This window comes from Kitasatospora sp. NPDC088134 (assembly GCF_044741705.1).
Lineage (GTDB): Bacteria > Actinomycetota > Actinomycetes > Streptomycetales > Streptomycetaceae > Kitasatospora.
In genome coordinates this window covers 24,493-41,127 of the sequence record NZ_JBIUTD010000021.1, presented here as the reverse complement: position 1 = coordinate 41,127, position 16,635 = coordinate 24,493, and the positions used below count along the sequence as shown (strand labels likewise).

At 74.0% G+C, this 16,635-nt stretch carries 15 protein-coding genes; 3 read left to right on the top strand and 12 right to left on the bottom strand.

Going from position 1 to position 16,635, the window contains the following annotated elements; genetic code table 11:
- The first annotated feature begins 15 nt into the window (after positions 1-15).
- The gene (locus ACIOHG_RS27230; RefSeq protein WP_400954297.1) at positions 16-834 is read left to right on the top strand and encodes an HAD family hydrolase; all 819 of its coding nucleotides are present in this window, start codon (positions 16-18) and stop codon (positions 832-834) included.
- A 260-nt stretch (positions 835-1,094) separates the two neighbouring features.
- Here the strand turns inward: ACIOHG_RS27230 and ACIOHG_RS27225 are convergent, their stop codons facing one another.
- From ACIOHG_RS27225 to ACIOHG_RS27210, 4 genes are all read right to left on the bottom strand, one after another.
- Positions 1,095-2,912, bottom strand: a complete 1,818-nt coding sequence (locus tag ACIOHG_RS27225; protein ID WP_400954295.1) for an LCP family protein — start codon at positions 2,910-2,912, stop codon at positions 1,095-1,097.
- Between the two features lie 184 nt (positions 2,913-3,096).
- Positions 3,097-5,568: a hypothetical protein gene (locus ACIOHG_RS27220; protein WP_400954293.1), complete on the bottom strand. Its 2,472-nt coding sequence runs from the start codon at positions 5,566-5,568 to the stop codon at positions 3,097-3,099.
- Entirely contained in the window at positions 5,565-6,275 is a 711-nt protein-coding gene (locus ACIOHG_RS27215) for an ABC transporter ATP-binding protein (RefSeq protein WP_400954291.1), read from the bottom strand. The genes ACIOHG_RS27220 and ACIOHG_RS27215 overlap by 4 nt, the downstream gene beginning before the upstream one ends.
- Before the next feature lie 68 nt (positions 6,276-6,343).
- Entirely contained in the window at positions 6,344-6,685 is a 342-nt protein-coding gene (locus tag ACIOHG_RS27210) for a peptidase inhibitor family I36 protein (protein WP_400954289.1), read from the bottom strand.
- A 356-nt stretch (positions 6,686-7,041) separates the two neighbouring features.
- On the opposite strand from ACIOHG_RS27210, the gene ACIOHG_RS27205 reads away from it, so the two are divergent.
- Both ACIOHG_RS27205 and ACIOHG_RS27200 read left to right on the top strand, forming a co-directional pair.
- Positions 7,042-7,761 (top strand): FadR/GntR family transcriptional regulator, encoded by a 720-nt coding sequence (locus ACIOHG_RS27205; RefSeq protein ID WP_400954288.1) that lies wholly within the window; start codon positions 7,042-7,044, stop codon positions 7,759-7,761.
- Between the two features lie 59 nt (positions 7,762-7,820).
- A complete protein-coding gene (locus ACIOHG_RS27200) occupies positions 7,821-9,074 on the top strand; it encodes a CynX/NimT family MFS transporter (RefSeq protein ID WP_400954286.1) in 1,254 nt (417 codons plus the stop codon).
- Positions 9,075-9,147: 73 nt separating this feature from the next.
- Here the strand turns inward: ACIOHG_RS27200 and ACIOHG_RS27195 are convergent, their stop codons facing one another.
- The 8 genes from ACIOHG_RS27195 to ACIOHG_RS27160 all read right to left on the bottom strand — a co-directional run bounded on the left by ACIOHG_RS27195 (position 9,148) and on the right by ACIOHG_RS27160 (position 16,505).
- On the bottom strand, positions 9,148-9,864 hold the full coding sequence (locus ACIOHG_RS27195) for an ABC transporter permease (RefSeq protein ID WP_400954285.1): 717 nt from the start codon (positions 9,862-9,864) through the stop codon (positions 9,148-9,150).
- Between the two features lie 13 nt (positions 9,865-9,877).
- Entirely contained in the window at positions 9,878-10,795 is a 918-nt protein-coding gene (locus ACIOHG_RS27190; RefSeq protein WP_400954283.1) for an ABC transporter ATP-binding protein, read from the bottom strand.
- A 10-nt stretch (positions 10,796-10,805) separates the two neighbouring features.
- Complete coding sequence (locus ACIOHG_RS27185) at positions 10,806-11,696, bottom strand: ABC transporter permease (protein WP_400954281.1); 891 nt, start codon at positions 11,694-11,696, stop codon at positions 10,806-10,808.
- On the bottom strand, positions 11,693-12,667 hold the full coding sequence (locus ACIOHG_RS27180; protein WP_400954280.1) for an ABC transporter ATP-binding protein: 975 nt from the start codon (positions 12,665-12,667) through the stop codon (positions 11,693-11,695). Before ACIOHG_RS27180 ends, ACIOHG_RS27185 begins: the two co-directional genes overlap by 4 nt.
- Before the next feature lie 158 nt (positions 12,668-12,825).
- Complete coding sequence (locus ACIOHG_RS27175; protein WP_400954279.1) at positions 12,826-13,830, bottom strand: hypothetical protein; 1,005 nt, start codon at positions 13,828-13,830, stop codon at positions 12,826-12,828.
- On the bottom strand, positions 13,827-14,681 hold the full coding sequence (locus ACIOHG_RS27170; protein ID WP_400954277.1) for a hypothetical protein: 855 nt from the start codon (positions 14,679-14,681) through the stop codon (positions 13,827-13,829). Before ACIOHG_RS27170 ends, ACIOHG_RS27175 begins: the two co-directional genes overlap by 4 nt.
- Positions 14,678-15,541: a hypothetical protein gene (locus tag ACIOHG_RS27165; protein ID WP_400954276.1), complete on the bottom strand. Its 864-nt coding sequence runs from the start codon at positions 15,539-15,541 to the stop codon at positions 14,678-14,680. The genes ACIOHG_RS27170 and ACIOHG_RS27165 overlap by 4 nt, the downstream gene beginning before the upstream one ends.
- 34 nt (positions 15,542-15,575) lie before the next feature.
- Positions 15,576-16,505 (bottom strand): hypothetical protein, encoded by a 930-nt coding sequence (locus ACIOHG_RS27160; protein WP_400954275.1) that lies wholly within the window; start codon positions 16,503-16,505, stop codon positions 15,576-15,578.
- Positions 16,506-16,635: the final 130 nt, after the last annotated feature.

Sequence of the window (16,635 nt, the reverse complement as noted above, 5' to 3'; positions counted from 1 at the left end):
GGAGCACCCCCGCGCATGAGCACCGACGCCCTGCCCCACCGGCTGGTCGCCACCGACCTCGACGGGACGCTGCTCACCAGCGCCGGCACCGTCTCCGCCCGGACACTGGACGCCCTGGCCGCGGTCACCGCGCTCGGGGCGCAGCACATCGTCGTCACCGGCCGGTCCGCGGCCTGGACCCGGCCGGTGCTCGACGGGATCGGCTACACCGGGATAGCGGTCTGCGGGCAGGGCGCCCAGGTCTACGACGCGGGCGCGCACAAGCTGCTCACCTCGGTCACCCTGGACCGGCAGCTCGCCGCACTGGCGCTGGCCAAGATCGAGGCCGAGACCGGGCCGCTGGCGGTGGCCGCCAACCGGGACGGCCTGGACGGCGAGGTGCTGGCCGGGCCCGGCTACGCACTGCACACCACCGGCGCCGGCCTGCCGCTGCGCGAGGCCGCCCCGGAGGAGCTGCTCGCCGCCCCGGTCGGCAAGCTGTACATCCAGCACCCGCGGCTGACGGACGATCAGCTCGCCGAGGCCGCCCGGGCGGTGGCCGGGCAGCTGGTCGGCGTGGTGATGGCGGGCGAGGGCATCGTCGAGCTGCTGCCGCTCGGCCTGACCAAGGCCACCGGCCTGTCCGTCGCGGCCCGTCGGCTGGGCGTCACGGGGGCCGGGACGATCGCCTTCGGCGACATGCCCAACGACATCCCGATGTTCCGCTGGGCCGGCCGCGGCGTGGCCATGGGCAACGCGCACGAGCACCTGCGCGCGGTGGCCGACGAGGTGACGGCGAGTCACGACGAGGACGGTGTCGCGGTCGTCCTGGAGCGGGTCTTCGGCCTGGGCTGAGCCCGGAACGCGCGCACGGCGGCGGGGGGGGGCCCCGGGGGGGGGGCCCCCCCCCCCCGGGGGGGGGCCCCCCGGGGGGGGGGGCGGGGGGGGGGGCCGGGGGGGGCGCCCCCCGCCCCGGGGGGCGCGGGCCCCCCCCGGGGGGGGGGGGCCGGGGGGGGGGGGGGGGGGGGGGGGTGGGGGGGGGGGGGGGGCCCGGGCCCGGGCCCCGGGGGGGGGGGGCCCCGGGGGGGGGGCCCCCCCCCCGCCGCCGTGCGGGGTCAGCCGGCGGAGCCGTAGCTGAGCTTGGCGCAGGGGTCGTCGTCCGCGGAGCGGGCGTCCTCGGCGACCTTGCTGGGGACGGGGCCCGGGTCGGTGGCGCCGCCGCCGGCGGCGGGGGTGCCGGCGGTGGCGGCGTAGTCCTTGCCGAGGATGAGCGAGATGCCGGCCGAGCTGCCCGCCTCGACGGTGGCGCCGGGGAAGAGCGCGGCGACGGTCTGCGCGTTGGCCTTCTGGCCGGAGCCGTACTGGACGACCGTGGTGGCGTGGTTCTGGGAGGCGGCGTTGCCGACCGTGGTGACGGTGAAGTTGGCGCCCTTGAGGGTGGTGGCGGCCTTGGTGCCGAGCCCGCCGGTGGGGGTGCCGTTGTAGACGCCGACCTTGATGCCGGTGCCGTTGGCGGCCGGTGCGGCGGGGGTGCTGGCGGCCGGGGCCTCCGGGGTGGCGGCGGGGCTGGCGGCGGCGCCGCTGGCGTCCTTGCCGTCGAGGGTGCGGTCGGCCTTGAGGGAGGCCCAGAGCTGGTCGACCTCGGGGTGGTTGAGGCCGATCCGGTCGCCCTGGTAGTGCCAGGGGGTGGTGAGGAACTTGATGTTGTGCAGGTCGATGTCCTTGAGGGACATCGCCAGGTCGAGCAGCTTGTCGACGCCGGCCAGCTCGGGGTCGACGGTGAGCGACTTGGTGGCGGCGTCGGCGAGCGGCAGCAGCGTGGTCGGGTTCATGCCCTTCGCCTTGACCTGCTTGATCAGCGAGGACAGGAACGCCTGCTGGCGCTGCATCCGGCCGACGTCGGAGCCGTCGCCGATGCCGTGCCGCAGGCGGACGTAGTCGAGCGCGGACTGGCCCTTCACGGTCTGCAGGCCCTTGGGGTAGATCTCCTTGCCCTTGCGGGGCAGGTTGGGGTTGAGGTCGCGCTCGTAGATCGCGTTGGGCAGGCAGACCTCGACGCCGCCGACCGCCTCGGTCATCGAGGACAGGCCCTGGAAGTTGACCACCATGGTGTGGTCGACCCGCAGGTTGGTCATCGCCTCGACGGTGTTCTGGGTGCAGGCGGGGTTGCCCTTCTCGCTGTTGCCGACCGAGAAGGCGCTGTTGAACATGGCGTTGGTCTGCGGCTTGGTCCACGTCTTGTTCGGCAGCATGCACTTGGGGATGTTGACCAGTGCGTCGCGGGGGAACGAGACGCCGACGGCGTTCTTGTGGTCGGCGTAGACGTGCAGCAGGATCGTGGTGTCGGAGCGGGCGCCGCCCTCCTCGCCGCCGCCGAGGTCCCGGTTGGCGCCCTCGCGGGAGTCGGAGCCGATCAGCAGGATGTTCATCGGGCGGCGGCCGGCGGAGTCGGCCTCGGCGGCCGGCGGGCGGTCGGCGCTGACGCCGTCCCCGTCGAAGGAGTCGATGTTGCCGTTCAGGCGCCAGTAGAAGTAGCCGCCGGTGCCGAGCACGGCGAGGCTGGCGCCGACCACCGTCCAGATGACGATCTTCTTGGTGCGGCGGGGCTTGCGGCGGCCCTGGGCGGCCCGGCGGGCGGCCCGGCCGCCGCCGGGGGGCTGCTCGGCGGGTTCGGTCTCCGCGGGGGTGGCCGGGCGCCCCTGGGTGGCCCGCCGGGCCTCGGCCCGGCCGCCGCCGTTGCGGACCGGGGTGGCGGCCGAAGTGGCCGTCCGGCGGGGCGTGGTGGCGTCGTGGGCGCCGGAGCGGCGCCGGGGGATGCCGGGCGCCGCGTCGTCCCGGTAGGGGGCGTCCTGCTCGTAGCCGCCGCCCTGCGGAGGGAGGTTCTCCCACCAGCCGGCGTCCGAGTCCGACGCCCCCGCCCTCTGGCCTGTCATTCCTGCACCCTTCACCGGAGGCGACCCTCGGGCGCCTCTGCCACCGCTCCGTCAGCTGGGCGGACGGATGAAGCCGGAGAGCGGAGCATATAAAGGGATCATGTCCGAGTCACTGCCCGGGGCACCACTCCGAGCACTGGAACGCCGTATGCGGATGGCCGGTTCCCGATTCGGCGTGTGAGACTCACCGCTCCCGCAGCCGGGCGCCGGTGTGCGGACGCAGTGCCGCGGCGGCGGCCGAGGCGAGCGCGGTGACGGCGAGCGCGGTGGCCAGGACCGTGCCCCAGGGCAGGACGACCGGGATGTGCTGCGGCCAGAGCCGGCTGCCGGCCACCAGCCAGCCGCCGAGGATGCCGAGGACCATCGCCAGGCCGACGATGGCGGCCGCCTGCACGGCGAGCACCCGGCGCTGGACGCCGCCGGGGAAGCCGATGACGCGCAGCAGCAGCATCCGGGGGCGGATCTCCTGGGCGGAGCCGGCCACGGCGGTCATCGCGGACAGCAGGGCGACGATCGCGCCGATGGTCAGCATCACGGACCAGCGGGCGGGCAGCGGCGGCCGGTAGCCCCGTTCGACGTGGTACTCGGAGGTGGGGACGCCCAGTGGTTCGAGGGCCTTCCCGAGCCGTTCCTCCAGGTCGGCCGCCGGTTCGGCGGGCAGGGTGGCCCGGTAGCCCTGTACGGACACCTCGAAGCCCTTCGCCCGGGCCGCGGCTCCGGTCATCAGGGCCTGCGTCTGGGCCAGGGTGGTGCGGTCCACCGGGTCGGCCCGGACCGGGGTGACGGGCACCTTCTGTCCCTGGGTGTCGCGCGCGGCCCGGCCCTCCAGCGTCGCTCCGTCGAGTCCGCCCGGGTGGTCGGGGACCAGGACGAGGACCTGCTGCCCGGTGAGGGCCGCCCACTCACGCGGGGTCGGCGTCCGCCCGGTGAGGTCGCGGAACTGGGCCTCGGTGTCCACCACGTGGACGGAGCCGAACGGGAGCGGGCCCGCCCGGAACTCGACCGGTGGCATCGAGAGGCGGTTGCCCTCGGCGAAGGGGCGGGCGCCGGCCGGGACGACGATCTGCAGGGGCTCCACCGGCACCGTGTCGCCGACCACGCCGCGGAAGGCGGCCAGGACGGCCGCCGAGGGCTCGACGTAGCGCAGCGGGATCTCGACCTGGTTGAGGTGGCGGGAGCCGACGTGCGACGTGCGGTCCATCGCGGTCTGCGAGGCGACGAAGGAGGCGGCGCCGACCGCCAGCACCACGGCCAGCGCGCTGGAGGCGATCGCGGCGACCGGCCGGCGGCGCTCCCGGGCCAGGTCGCGCAGGGCGAAGCGGGCGGCCGTCGGGAGCCGGGAGGCGGTGCGGCCGAGCAGGTGCAGGGCGTCCGGCAGGGCCACCAGGGCGGCCAGCACCAGCAGCAACGCGCCGATCGGGCCGATCAGTTCGGCGTCCTGGGTGGTGGCGAACAGCAGGGCGAGCACGCCGGGGACGCCCAGCACGGCCGCTGCGGTGCGGCGGCGCGAGCTGTTCGCGGGGCGGGGCGCCCGGGTGAGGCGCTGCCGCACCGAGGAGGTGCGGGCGGCCCTGGTCGGCAGCCAGATCCCCGCGACGCCGCTGACGACCGCGCCGAGCGCGAGGAACGCCAGGGCGGCGTACGGCAGCGAGAACGCGCCCAGGTCCCGTTCGACCGCCCGCTTCACCAGCGGCCGGACCGCCTGCCCCAGCGCGATGCCGCCGACCAGGCCCGCGGCGGTGCCGGCCGTCACGGCGGCCGCCCCGCCCGTCCGGGCCAGCCGCACCAGCCGGTCCCCGTCGAAGCCGACGGCGGAGAGCATGCCCAACTGGCGGTTCAGGCGGCGCATCCGGAGGCTGAACGCGGCGGCGGCACCGAACAGGACGATCGCCGAGCCGGGCACCGCCAGCAGCCCGGGCTGGGCGTCCAGCAGGGTGCGGGCGGAGGAGACCTCCGCGCGGGTGACCACCTGCCAGTGCCGGCCGCGGGCGGTCTCCGCCAGCCGTGCCTCGGTCGCCGGGTCGGACTTCACCAACCAGGTCGTGGTGACGGTGAGCATCCCCCGGTGGCCGTGGTCGTCCCACTGGGCGAACAGGCCCGGGCCGGCGGCCGCGAAGCGCGCCCGGTAGGCGGTCGGGTCCTCGACGGTGCCGACGATCCGGACCGGCTTGGCCGCGGCCGGGGCCCACCGGAAGGCGACGGTGTCGCCGAGCGCCAGGTGCTCGTCCTCGGCGAGGGTCCGGGAGAGGGCGATCTCGTCCTCGGCGGCCGGCAGCCGCCCGGTCAGCGGGCGCAGCAGGCCGGCGGCCAGCGGGCTCGACCAGTCGGTCTCGCGGTAGCCGACCTCCCGGGTCGTGCCGGAGAGCATCAGTGGGAACGCGGGCGAGGACCGGAGCGGCAGCAGCTCGCCGGGGGCGCCGGACGGGGCGGGCCGCGCGTCCCCGGTGGCGGGCTCCGCCAGTGACAGGTCGGCTCCGCCGAGCCGGGAGTCGGCCTTCTGCTGCCCGGTCAGGTTGAGCATGCCGATGACCTGGAGGGAGGCCGTGGACAGCAGCACCGGGACGGCGAACAGCGTCACCAGGGTGAACCGCCGCCAGCCCCGGCCGACGACCAGGCGCCAGGCCAGCCAGCGGGCGGTCTCGCGTTCCCGCTTCACCGGGACCGCCCGGCGGTGGAGGAAACCTGCTGAGCGGTGATCCCGTCGATCCGGCCGTCCCGCATCCGGACCACCCGGTCCGCGTACTCCGCGTTGGCCGGGTTGTGGGTGGAGACGACGACCGTCACCCCGGAGTCGCACAGCTCGCGCAGGAGCCGCATCACCTGGGTGCCGGTCTCCGAGTCGAGCGCGCCGGTCGGCTCGTCGGCGAGCAGCAGGCGGCGCTCGCCGACCACGGCGCGGGCGATCGCGGCGCGCTGCTGCTGGCCGCCGGACACCTCGTCGGGGAAGCACGGGCCGAGCCCGGCCAGGCCGACCCGGCCCAGCGCCTCGTCGGCCCGGCGGCGGGCCTCGGTCCGGGGCACGCCCGCGCCCTCCAGCGGCAGGGCGACGTTCTCCCGCAGGGTGAGTTCGGGCAGCAGGTTGAGTTCCTGGAACACGAAGCCGACGGAGGTCAGTCGGAGGGCGGCCAGCCGTTTCTCGGGCAGCCCGACGAGATCCGTCCCCAGGACGTCCAGCCGTCCCGCCGAGGGCCGGTCCAGGCCGCCGATGAGATTGAGCAGCGTGGTTTTCCCGGAGCCGCTCGCGCCCACCAGGACAATGAATTCACCGTCGGCGATTTCCAGGTCGACGTCCTTGACCGCGTGGACTTTCCCGCCGCTCTCCCCGTACGTCCTGCGGACGCCCGAGAGCCTGATTCCTGCCATGTGGTTTCCCCTCCCGCGTACGGAGCGGGCCGCCCCGCCGGGGCGGCCCGCCGAAATGTCGTCCGAGGTCAGCAGGCCCGGTCGTCGGTGTAGACCTGGATGCTGCTCGCCTCGTCGTTGTCGTACCAGCCGACGTAGGAGTTGAACGAGTGGCTGTTCATGCACCTGGTGTCGCCCTTGGCGTTCGCGTCCGAGAACCACCTGGCGTCGTGCCGGCCGTTGTTGATCCAGGAGGACATCCGGTCGTTGTAGCCGCTGTCCGACAGGTTGTAGGTCGTGACCCACGGGTTCCAGTAGGCGTCGCGTGCGAACCTGAGACCGGCGTAGTTCGCATCGTCGAAGAGGCAGACCTCCGGGTTGCCTCCGTTGTCGCAGTCCGACGCACTCGCGGACGCACTCGGGGCAGTCACCAGCGGAATCCCCGCCCCGAAGACGACCGCCAGTGCCAGGGCGGCTGTACGCCGTCGAATCGATTGCATCTTTTACCCCCAATGAACCGTTCCGCACCGGCACCCTACCGGCACCGGAAGGAGCCTACGGTGCGCCTTCTTGGAATATCGGAGAATCACCGGATCCGCCGAATTCACGATGAGTCACTCGTTCCGCTTTATTTGTCGATGCCATTGCCTCGACTTTTCCCTTTGGTCCGGTTCTTTCCGCGACGCCGAGGTGGCGGAGCGTGACGGAGGAGGGTTGTAGGACAACCGGGCAACTGGTTGTAGGATGACTCGGGTCGAATCGGTGGACGTGGTGGAAGGAGCCCGGCGTGGAGGGGTTGCAGGCGGCCGGGCGGCGTTCGCTGGTGGACGAGGCGATCGAGCAGTTGCGGGAGCAGTTGGCGGCCGGGGCGTGGCCGGTGGGGGCGCGGATCCCGACCGAGCACGAGCTGGCGGAGCGGCTGCGGGTGGGGCGCAACACCGTGCGGGAGGCGATCCGGGTGCTGGTGCACGCGGGGATGCTGGTCTCCCGGCAGGGAGAGGGGACGTTCGTCCGCTCGACCAGTGACCCGGCGGCGGTGCTGCGCGGGGTGCAGCGTTCGGGGGTGCGGGACGTGCTGGAGGTGCGGGCCGCGCTGGAGACCGAGGCGGCCCGGCTGGCCGCGGAGCGGCACACTCCCGAGGACCTGGCCCGGATGCGGGCCGCGCTGGCCCGGGAGGCCGAGGTGCTGGCCGCGCACCCGGAGCGGGCGGGCCGGGAGGCGACCGTCGAGCACGACCTGGAGTTCCACACGGCGGTGGTGGAGGCGGCGCACAATCCGGCGCTGACCGAGGTGTACCGGTACTTCGGGGCCTCGGTGCGGGAGTCGATGCGGACGGCGTTCGGCGACCAGGAGATGCCGGAGGTGGTGATCGCCACCCACGCCGCGCTGGTCGACGCGATCGAGAGCCGGGACCCGGAGCGGGCCGAGGCGGCCTGCCGGGCCCTGCTGGCGGAGCCGACGGCGGCCGTGGAGCAGCTGCTCGCCGAGATCGCCGCGCGCAAGTAACGGCCCGCCGGCGCCCGTCCTCCTTCACCCACTCCTCAGCACAGAGAGCCAGTTCTGCCATGTCGTCGGTCACCCGTGCCGTCCGTCCCGCCCTCGACCGAAAGGTCGGTACCCGAACCGCCGCCCGGTTCGCGCATCCCGCCGTGCTGCTGGTCGGCATCGTGCTGGTGGCGCTGAACATGCGGGCCTGCCTGGCCGCGGTGTCGCCGATGGTGGCGGAGATCCAGCGCAGTTTCGGCCTGTCCGCCTCGGCGGCCGGGCTGATCACCACCGTGCCGGTGCTGTTCCAGGGCGTGGGCGCGCCGCTGACGCCCCGGCTGACCCGGCGGTTCGGCGCCGAGCGGGTGGTGCTGGGCGCGGTGCTGCTGCTGGGCGCGGGCGTGCTGCTGCGGGTGCTGCCCTCGGTGCTGGCGCTGTACGCGGGCTGCGTGGTGATCGGCGTGGCCATCGCGGTGCTGAACGTGTCGATGCCGGGCCTGGTGAAGCGGGAGTTCCCGCACCGGGCGGCCGCGATGACGGGCGTCTACTCGACGACCATGCTGGTCGGCGCGACCCTGGCGGCGGGCCTGTCGGTGCCGCTGGAGCACGCGCTGGGCGGCGGCTGGCGGGCCTCGCTGGGCGCCTGGTCGCTGCTGGCGCTGGTGGCGGCGGTGGCCTGGCTGCCACAGGTGCTGAAGGCCCGTCAGGAGCGGGTCGCCCCGGTGCGGACCCTCGCGGCGCCGACCCGGCCGCAGGCCCCGGCGGCGAGCCCGTGGAAGTCCGGACTGGCCTGGCAGATCAGCGCGTTCATGGGCATCTCCTCGCTGCTGGTGTACACCCTGGTGGCGTGGATGCCGCAGATCCTGGCGGACCACGGGATGCCGCGCGGCGAGGCCGGCCTGGTGTTCGCGTTCAGCAACCTGGTGCAGGTGGCCGGCGCGTTCCTGGTGCCGCTGGCGGCGGGCCGGATGACCCGGCAGCGCGGCCTGGCGGCCGGGATGGCGCTGCTGAACGCGGCCGGGATCGCCTGGCTGCTGCTGGCGCCGGTCTCCGGGGCCTGGTTCTCGGCCGCGGTGCTCGGCCTGGCGCAGGGCGGTTCGCTGGGCCTGGGCCTGGCATTCATCGTGCTGCGCACCGACAGCGTGCCGGGCGCGGCCCGGCTGGGCGGGATGAGCCAGGCGGTGGGCTACCTGGTGGCGGCGGCCGGCCCGGTGGGCGCGGGCCTGCTGCACCAGGTGACGGGCGGCTGGAACACCACGCTGCTGGTGATGCTGGTGCTGGCCGTGCTGGCGGCGGCGGCCGGCTGGGGCGCGGGCCGCGACCGGACGGTCTGACGGACCCTCGGACGCGCACGACGGCGGGGACGGCCGAAGCCGTCCCCGCCGTCGTGCGGGCGGGTCGCCGCCGTCACTCCTCGCCGCTGAGGGTGAGCCCGGCGAGCTTGACCGAGGCGAGGGCGGTGGCGCCCAGCGCGACGATCGCCAGCAGCCAGACCGCGGTGGACAGCGCCACCGCGGGGATGACGGTGCCGTCGGCGGCGACCGCGTCGGTCACCGCGAGGCCCCACTGCTGGATCGACAGGGTGCGGGCGCCCTCGACGAAGTTGCCGATCAGGCTCTCCCAGATCAGCGCGTAGGCGAGGCCGGCGATCACCGCGTGCCGGGTGACCACGCCGAGCAGCAGGAACAGCGCGCTGTACGCGGCTCCGGCGACCAGGGTACCGACGGCGTAGCCGAGCGCGACGTCGCCCTCGGTGCCGTAGATCAGCAGCCCGGCGACGTAGGTCGGGACGGAGGCGAGCAGCCAGGTGGAGCCGATCGCCACCGCGAGCTTGGTGGTGACGATCTGCCAGCGCGGCAGCGGCTTGGCCAGCAGGTAGACGATGGAGCCGTCCTCGATCTCGGTGGCGATGACGCCGGTGCCGACGATCAGGCCGGTGAGCGGGACGAGGGTGCCCAGGGCGAGCTTGCCGAGGACGGTGTGCGCGAGTTCGAGCTTGTCGAGGTCGGTGGTGCTGGCGATCACGGAGATCGCCAGCAGCAGGACCGGGACGGCGAGCAGGATCAGGACCCGTCGGCGGCCGAACAGGCCGCGCGCGGTGAGCCTGGCGACGGTGGTGTTCATCGGGTGCGGCCCTTCAGGACGAGACCAGGTACGAGAAGACGCTTTCCAGCGACTCGTCGGCCGGGGAGACGGTGTAGAGGCGGATGCCGGCCTCGCGGGCGACCTTCGGCAGCAGGGTGGTGAAGCCCTGGAAGTGGATCGCCTCGACGCGCAGCGCGTCCTCGCGGGAGTCGACCTCGATGCCCGCGGTGGAGCCGTCCGCGATCAGCGCCGCGGCGAGCCGCCGGTTGTCGCTGGAGCGCACCAGGTACTGGTGCGGGCGGTCGGTCATCAGGCGGCGGATCTCGCGGAAGTCGCCGGAGGCGGCGTGCCGGCCGGCCACCACCACCTCGATGTGGCGGGCGAGTTGCTCGACCTCCTCCAGGATGTGCGAGGAGAACAGCACGGTGCGCCCGTCGGCGCCGAACCGGCGCAGCAGTTCCATGAGCTGGAGGCGCTGGCGCGGGTCCATGCCGTTGAAGGGCTCGTCCAGCAGCAGCACGGCGGGGTCGTGGACCAGCGCGGAGGCCATCTTGACGCGCTGCTTCATGCCCTTGGAGTAGGTGCCGGTCTGCCGGTCCTGGGCGTACTCCATCTCGACCAGGGCGAGGGCGCGCTCGGCAGCGCCGGCCGGGTCGGCCAGGCCGTGCAGTTCGGCGTTGGCGAGGACGAACTCCCAGCCCGTCAGGTAGTCGTACATCGACTCCTTCTCGGGGACCAGGCCGATCTGCCGGTACACCTCCTGGTTGCGCCAGATCGGTGCGCCGTCGAGCTGGACCGTCCCGGAGGACGGGGCGAGGAAGCCGCTCATCATGTGGATGAGGGTGGACTTGCCGGCGCCGTTGGGGCCGAGCAGACCGGTGATGCCCGGCCCGATGGTCATCGTGACGTCGTTGACGGCGACCACGTTCCCGAACCAGCGGGAGACCTTGTCGATGGTGATGACGGCCATGGCTGCCCTCTCAGACGTTCCGGTAGCGGCGCAGGGTCAGCGCGTAGCTGGCGGCCGTGACCGCGGCGATCACGAGGGCGAAGACCAGGGCGCCGAAGCCGCCGGGGGCGTGCGGGGAGTCCGGGGTGCCGAGGTCGAAGAGCTGGTTGATCAGCGCGGCGACCGTCTCGTCGGGCGAGAGCAGGAAGGACCAGCCCGCGGACTGCGGCGGGTTCGGCAGGAAGCCGCCGACCAGGTTGTAGGTGATGACCGAGAGCACCGTGGTGATCATCAGGGTGCCCATGATCGCGGCGACGCCGAAGCCGCGGCGCGGTGTCAGGGCGGCGATCAGCATGCCGAGCGCGGCGTACAGCAGCGCGTAGAGCAGGGCCGACAGCAGGCCGTACGACAGGTGCGTCAGGTTGTCGCCGAGCGGGAACTTGGCGAGCTGCGAGCCGGCGAACAGCACCACCAGCGGCAGCGCCAGGATGACCAGCAGGGCGGTGAACAGGGCGGCGAACTTGGCGGCCACGTAGTCGCCGCGGGTGGCCGGGCGGGAGAAGTACAGCGGGACGACGTGGTGCCGCAGGTCCCGGGACATCAGCACGGGGGCCTGGGCGGCCAGGAAGATCTGCGCCAGGATGCCGAACCTGGTGACGTAGTCGGCGTAGTCCACCGGCATCTTGGTCAGGTTGGCGAAGACCGCGATGGCGAGCATCACCACGGCGGGCGCCGTGATCGCGCCGAGCAGCAGGAACGGCAGCACCTTGGACTTGCCGGAGCGGCCGAGGCCGTATGCGGCCCGCAGGCTCTGCACGTACAGCGAGCGGGTGGCGTAGCGGCGGCCCAACCGGGGCCCGGTGTACGGGCGGTAGCCGATGTCGTGGATGACGCCGGTGTGGGCGTCGGGGCGGGTGGTCATGCCTGCTCGCCTCCTGCTGCCACGGCTGCGGCCTGCTGGTCCTCGGACGGGGTGCTGAAGATCTCGGCGACCCGGTGGCGGCGCTGCTCCAGCCGGATCAGGCCGAGGCCGAGGTCGTCCACGGTGTCGCGGACGGTGTCGTAGGTGTCGTCGCCGGCGAGTTCGACCAGCAGGACCCGGCCGCTGTCGGCGCGCACCGACAGCCCGGCGGCGGTGAGCCGCTCGCGCAGCGCGGTGTCCGCGTCGAAGGAGCGGTCGGTCGGGTGGTCGGTGACCTCGACGGCGAGCAGCTGGGTCGCCTCGGTGAAGGAGGCCGTGGAGGAGGAGCGCAGCAGCTTGCCGCCGTCGATCACCACCAGGTGGTCGCACGTCCGCTCCAGCTCGCCCAGCAGGTGGGTGGTGACCAGCACCGAGATGCCGAAGTCGGAGTGGACGCGGCGGATCAGGCCGAGCATCTCGTCCCGGCCGACCGGGTCGAGGCCGTTGGTCGGCTCGTCCAGCAGGACCAGCTGCGGGTCGTGGACGAGGGCCTGGGCGAGCTTGACGCGCTGCTTCATGCCGGTGGAGTAGCCGCCCATCGGGCGGTAGCGCTCCTCGTACAGGCCGACGTGGCGGAGCGTGTCGGCGGTGCGCTCGCGGGCCGCGGAGGCCGGCAGGCCGGACATCCGGGCCATGTGGACCACGAACTCGGTGGCGGACACGTCGGGCGGCAGACAGTCGTGCTCCGGCATGTAGCCGACGCGTTCGCGGATCGCCGGACCCTGGGTGGCGATGTCCAGGCCGAGCACCTGGCCGGTGCCCTCGGTGGCCGGGGACAGCCCGAGGAGGATCTTGATGAGGGTGGACTTGCCCGCGCCGTTCGCCCCGACCAGGCCGACCACGCCGGGCTGCACCTCCACGGTGAGCCGGTCGAGTGCGGTGACCCGGGGGAACCTCTTGGTGAGGCCGTCCGTCTGGATGACTGTGGACACGGCTTCAACCTAGCCCCGGGCGCGGAGGCGCGGAATGCGCTGGGAGGACCGGGCTCCCTCCGCCCACGGGATGACCTTCCCGGCCCGCCCCCTAGGGGTTCGGTGGGGGCGGCGGGCCGGGAGGGTGCACCTCGTGACGCGGCGTCAGGTCGGCGGTGTCAGGCCAGCAGTTCGCTCTGCAGCGCGACCACCTGGCGGAACGACTGCACCGGGACGCCCTTGGGGTTGGTCAGCTGGACCAGCGCGACCACGTCACCGGACTGCAGCCAGGCGAACCGCCCGGTCGGCACGTCGCCGGCCAGCGCGGTGGCGTTGCGGACCTCCAGCTGCCCGGAGGCGATCGGGAACTCGCCGTTCGTGTTGGGCTTGCTGCCGTCGATGTCCTTGGTCGAGGTCATCAAGGTGGCCCGCGAGTAGAAGTCCGAGGCGTCGTACTGCGAGCCGAACCTGAACAGCCGCAGCTCGGTGCGGGTGCCGTCCTTCGCGGTCCAGCCCTGGGCGGCGGCGGCCCGGCAGGCGGCGGTGGTCAGCCGCAGGCTGTAGGTGCCGTCCTTGGCCAGCATCGCGTCCTGGTCGCACGGGACCCAGCGGCCCGTCACCGGCGGCAGCGCGGCGGCCGCGCTCGCGGACGGCGAACCGGTCGGGGTGCCGGTGCCCGTCGCGGTGCCGGTCGCCGTGGCGGACGGGCTCGGCGAGGCGGACGGGTTCGGGCTCGCCGCGGCGGCGGCCGGGCCGGTCGCGGTCGCGCCCTTGGGCAGCGGCAGCAGCAGGGCCCGCAGGTCCGCGGCGTGCGTGCGGATCTTCGACTCGGCCGGGGCCGAGGCGCCCACCGGCAGCGGCGGCAGCGCCAACTCCGGGAAGGCGTACCGGCCGTCGTTCGGCGTGGCCAGGCCCGGCAGGTCGGTGCGCTCGGGCAGGGTCACCGCGACGGCGGTGGCCGCGCCGGTCACCACCGCGAGCAGGGCCGCGGCGCCGACCTGCCAGAGCCGCTTGCGCTCGGCCGGCGTGCGCGGGGGCGCGGGCGGCTCGGTGAACGCGCCCGGCGCGAACGGGTCGGCGGCGGCCGGGGCGAACGGGTCCGCCGGGGCCGGGGCTTCTGCGGCCGGGGCCGGAGGCTCGGCGGCGGGTCCGGTGCCCGGGGTGGTGGCGCTGTCGCTGCTCATACGGAGGCTCCCGGGATGGCCAGGCGGTCGAGTTGCTGACGGAACAGGTCGACGACCTTGTTCTGGTCGAGGGGGGCGACGCCGGAGACTTCCATCTCCACCAGCAGGTCGCCGATCGCGGAGTAGCACTGCACGAAGTCCAGCTGGTCGCCGGCCTTCAGCGCGGGCAGCGCGCAGTGCGCCTCCGGGTGGCCCGCGACGCCGGGGCCCTGCCGGTACAGGTCGTTGTCGGTGTACCAGGCGCCGTACGCCGTGCTCTGCGCCGCCACCCACTGCTGGTTGAACTGGCGCAGCGACAGCGCGACGGAGATCCGGTTGTCGCCGGTCACCAGGGTGCGGGTGCCGATGCCCTGGAGGCGCATCGAGGAGAGCAGGTCCTCGGTGTTCTTCCGGTACTTCTCCGGCACCTCCGCCAGCATGTCCTTCTGCGCCTTCTCCAGCTCCTCGCCCCGGAGTTCGCTGTCGTTGCCGAAGGACTGGAAGTCCGGGCCGGCCCGGTACCCCGCCGGGATCGGCAGCAGCAGGTCGCGCAAGCTGCCGAAGTGGGTGCCGTTCGACTTCGCGCCCCAGGGCGCGGGCGCGCTCGACGACGGGGCCGGGGCCGGGGCGGCGGCGACCGGCGCCTCGTCCCGGTAGTTCACCTTGAGGACCACCTCGCCGATGCCGACGCCGACCAGCGCCGCCGCGACCACCGCGGCGGCGGCCTTCAGCGCGGTGCGGCGCGGGCCGGTGCGGACGGGCTCGGGTGCCTGCTCAGGCGCCTGTTCCGGTGCCTGCTCCGGTGCCTCGGCGGGGTATTCCGGACGCCCCGTCACCTCGGCAGCGGGCTCGGCGGATTCGATGTCGGTCATGCGATCCGCTCCCACTGGCGCTTGGCGAGGTCCTCCAGCTTGGCCCGGTCCACGGGGTTCTTGGCGTAGACCTGGACGTGCATCAGCACGGTGCCCTTCCGGGCCGCCGCCTCGCCGTAGTAGTACTGCTCGGTGCTCTTGGCGTAGTGCATCGCGTCCTTGTGGACCACGATCAGGCAGTCGTCGTTGCCGGGGAGCCTGGAGACGTCCGCGCGGGAGGTGCTGATGTTCACCTGGTCGATCACCTCACCGGTGTTCTCCGGCAGGTACTGGAGCAGCTCGACCCGGTACTGCGCGTCGTCGGCCTCCCAGGCCACCACGGCGGCGCGGCGGAAGCCGTTGGTCAGCAGCCGCTGGAAGACGCCCTTGGTGTCGCCGAAGGTCTCCGCGATGTCCGCGGCGTCCATCCAGCCGTCGGTGCCGAACCGCTTGGTGTCCTGCGCCCCGTCGGGCTTCTTGACCAGCAGGTCGCGCAGGTCGCCGTCGATGTTCAGCGGCTTCGGGGCGGCCGCGGCCAGCGCCGCCGGGTCGACCCGGGCGGCCGGGTAGGCCAGCGGGGACGCGGTGATCTTCGGCAGCGGGGTCTCCGGGCGGGACGCCTGGACGCCGTAGCCGACCGCGAGCCCGAGCGCCGGCCCGGCCAGCACGGCCGTCAGGAACAGCGCCCCCGCGCTCAACTTCCGCTTCCGCGGTGCGGGTTCGGCCGCCGACCCGATCACCTCGGACGACTCGGGAGCCGTCACGGCGGACGACTCGGCGGACGGCTCGGCGGGGACGGGCGGGGCGGTGGGGACGGGCGGTTCGGACGGATCGGCAGCGGCCGTCCCGGGCTCCGCGGCGCCCGTCGGTTCGGTGCTCAACTGGTGCTCCTGGAAGAAGGGTTCGGGACGGCGCTCAGCCGTTGGCGAGGCGGTCGCGCTGGCGCTTCATCGCGTCGGCGAGCAGCGCCTTGTCGGGGTCGCCCTGGACCCGGACGTGGACCTCGTAGACCACGTCGCCGACCACGCCGATGCCGTGCAGCCGCCCGGTGAAGGCCTGCTGCTCGGGCTTGTCGAGGTAGCCCCGGGCGCCCGGCACCCCGTCGACGTCGAAGGGCTCCAGCTTGTACGTGGTGGCCTTGCCGAAGCCGCGCGCGTCGTCCGCCCGGTTGAACCGGCGCAGCTCGACGTCCACCTCCATCTTCCCGTCGCGGGTGCGGTAGGTGCGGGTGGCCGCGTCCTTGAAGCCCCAGGAGTCGAGGATGCCCTTGAGGTCGACGTCGTCGCCGTACGACTTCTGCATCTCCTCGACCGTCAGCATCGCCCCGTCCGACGAGCCGTACGGGTCGGCGGTGTCCGGCACCGGCAGCAGAAAGTAGCGCAGGTCGCCGCTGTGCCGGTCCCCCGAGACGCTGCCCTGCAGGGTGCTGGCCGGACGCGGGACGGGGGTCACCGCGCTCGGGGGCGGTGTCGGGGACGGGCTCGCGCTCGCGCTCGGTGCGGCGCTCGGAGCGGCCGAGGCCGTCGCCGAGGGGGCCGCGCCCGCGACAGCGTGTCCGGGGTGGTCGGGCTTGCCGACGGCGACGGTGACGGCCGCGCTGGTCGCGGTCACCGCGAGCAGTCCGGCCACCGCGAGCGCGACCCCGGCGGCCCGGGGCAGCTTTCGCGCCCCGGCGGGCGGCTGGTCGGCGACCGGCGGCTCGACGTCCAGTGACTGCTCGACGTCCGGCGACTGCTCGGGGGCCGGCGGCTGCTCGGGCAGCGGAGGCTTTTCGAAGGCGGGCGGTCCGGCCGGGGTCCCGGCGGTGGACTGCTCGCGGTCAGGGGTCGGTTCGGGAACGGACAAGGGTCTCCCCCCAGGGCTCACATGGCAGACCGCACGGCGGTGCCGGCCGTCCCCCCGGTCGGCCCGGACACCGTTTTCCACGTGCGGTGAACGAATTATGTGAGCCCTGTAAGACCGTCAACAACACGGT

Bases quoted from the DNA above. Each gene is read 5' to 3' on its own strand.
- ACIOHG_RS27230 (WP_400954297.1), top strand. From the start codon at position 16: ATGAGCACCGACGCCCTGCCCCACCGGCTGGTCGCCACCGACCTCGAC.
- ACIOHG_RS27225 (WP_400954295.1), bottom strand. From the start codon at position 2,912: ATGACAGGCCAGAGGGCGGGGGCGTCGGACTCGGACGCCGGCTGGTGG.
- ACIOHG_RS27215 (WP_400954291.1), bottom strand. From the start codon at position 6,275: ATGGCAGGAATCAGGCTCTCGGGCGTCCGCAGGACGTACGGGGAGAGC.
- ACIOHG_RS27200 (WP_400954286.1), top strand. From the start codon at position 7,821: ATGTCGTCGGTCACCCGTGCCGTCCGTCCCGCCCTCGACCGAAAGGTC.
- ACIOHG_RS27195 (WP_400954285.1), bottom strand. From the start codon at position 9,864: ATGAACACCACCGTCGCCAGGCTCACCGCGCGCGGCCTGTTCGGCCGC.
- ACIOHG_RS27190 (WP_400954283.1), bottom strand. From the start codon at position 10,795: ATGGCCGTCATCACCATCGACAAGGTCTCCCGCTGGTTCGGGAACGTG.
- ACIOHG_RS27185 (WP_400954281.1), bottom strand. From the start codon at position 11,696: ATGACCACCCGCCCCGACGCCCACACCGGCGTCATCCACGACATCGGC.
- ACIOHG_RS27175 (WP_400954279.1), bottom strand. From the start codon at position 13,830: ATGAGCAGCGACAGCGCCACCACCCCGGGCACCGGACCCGCCGCCGAG.
- ACIOHG_RS27170 (WP_400954277.1), bottom strand. From the start codon at position 14,681: ATGACCGACATCGAATCCGCCGAGCCCGCTGCCGAGGTGACGGGGCGT.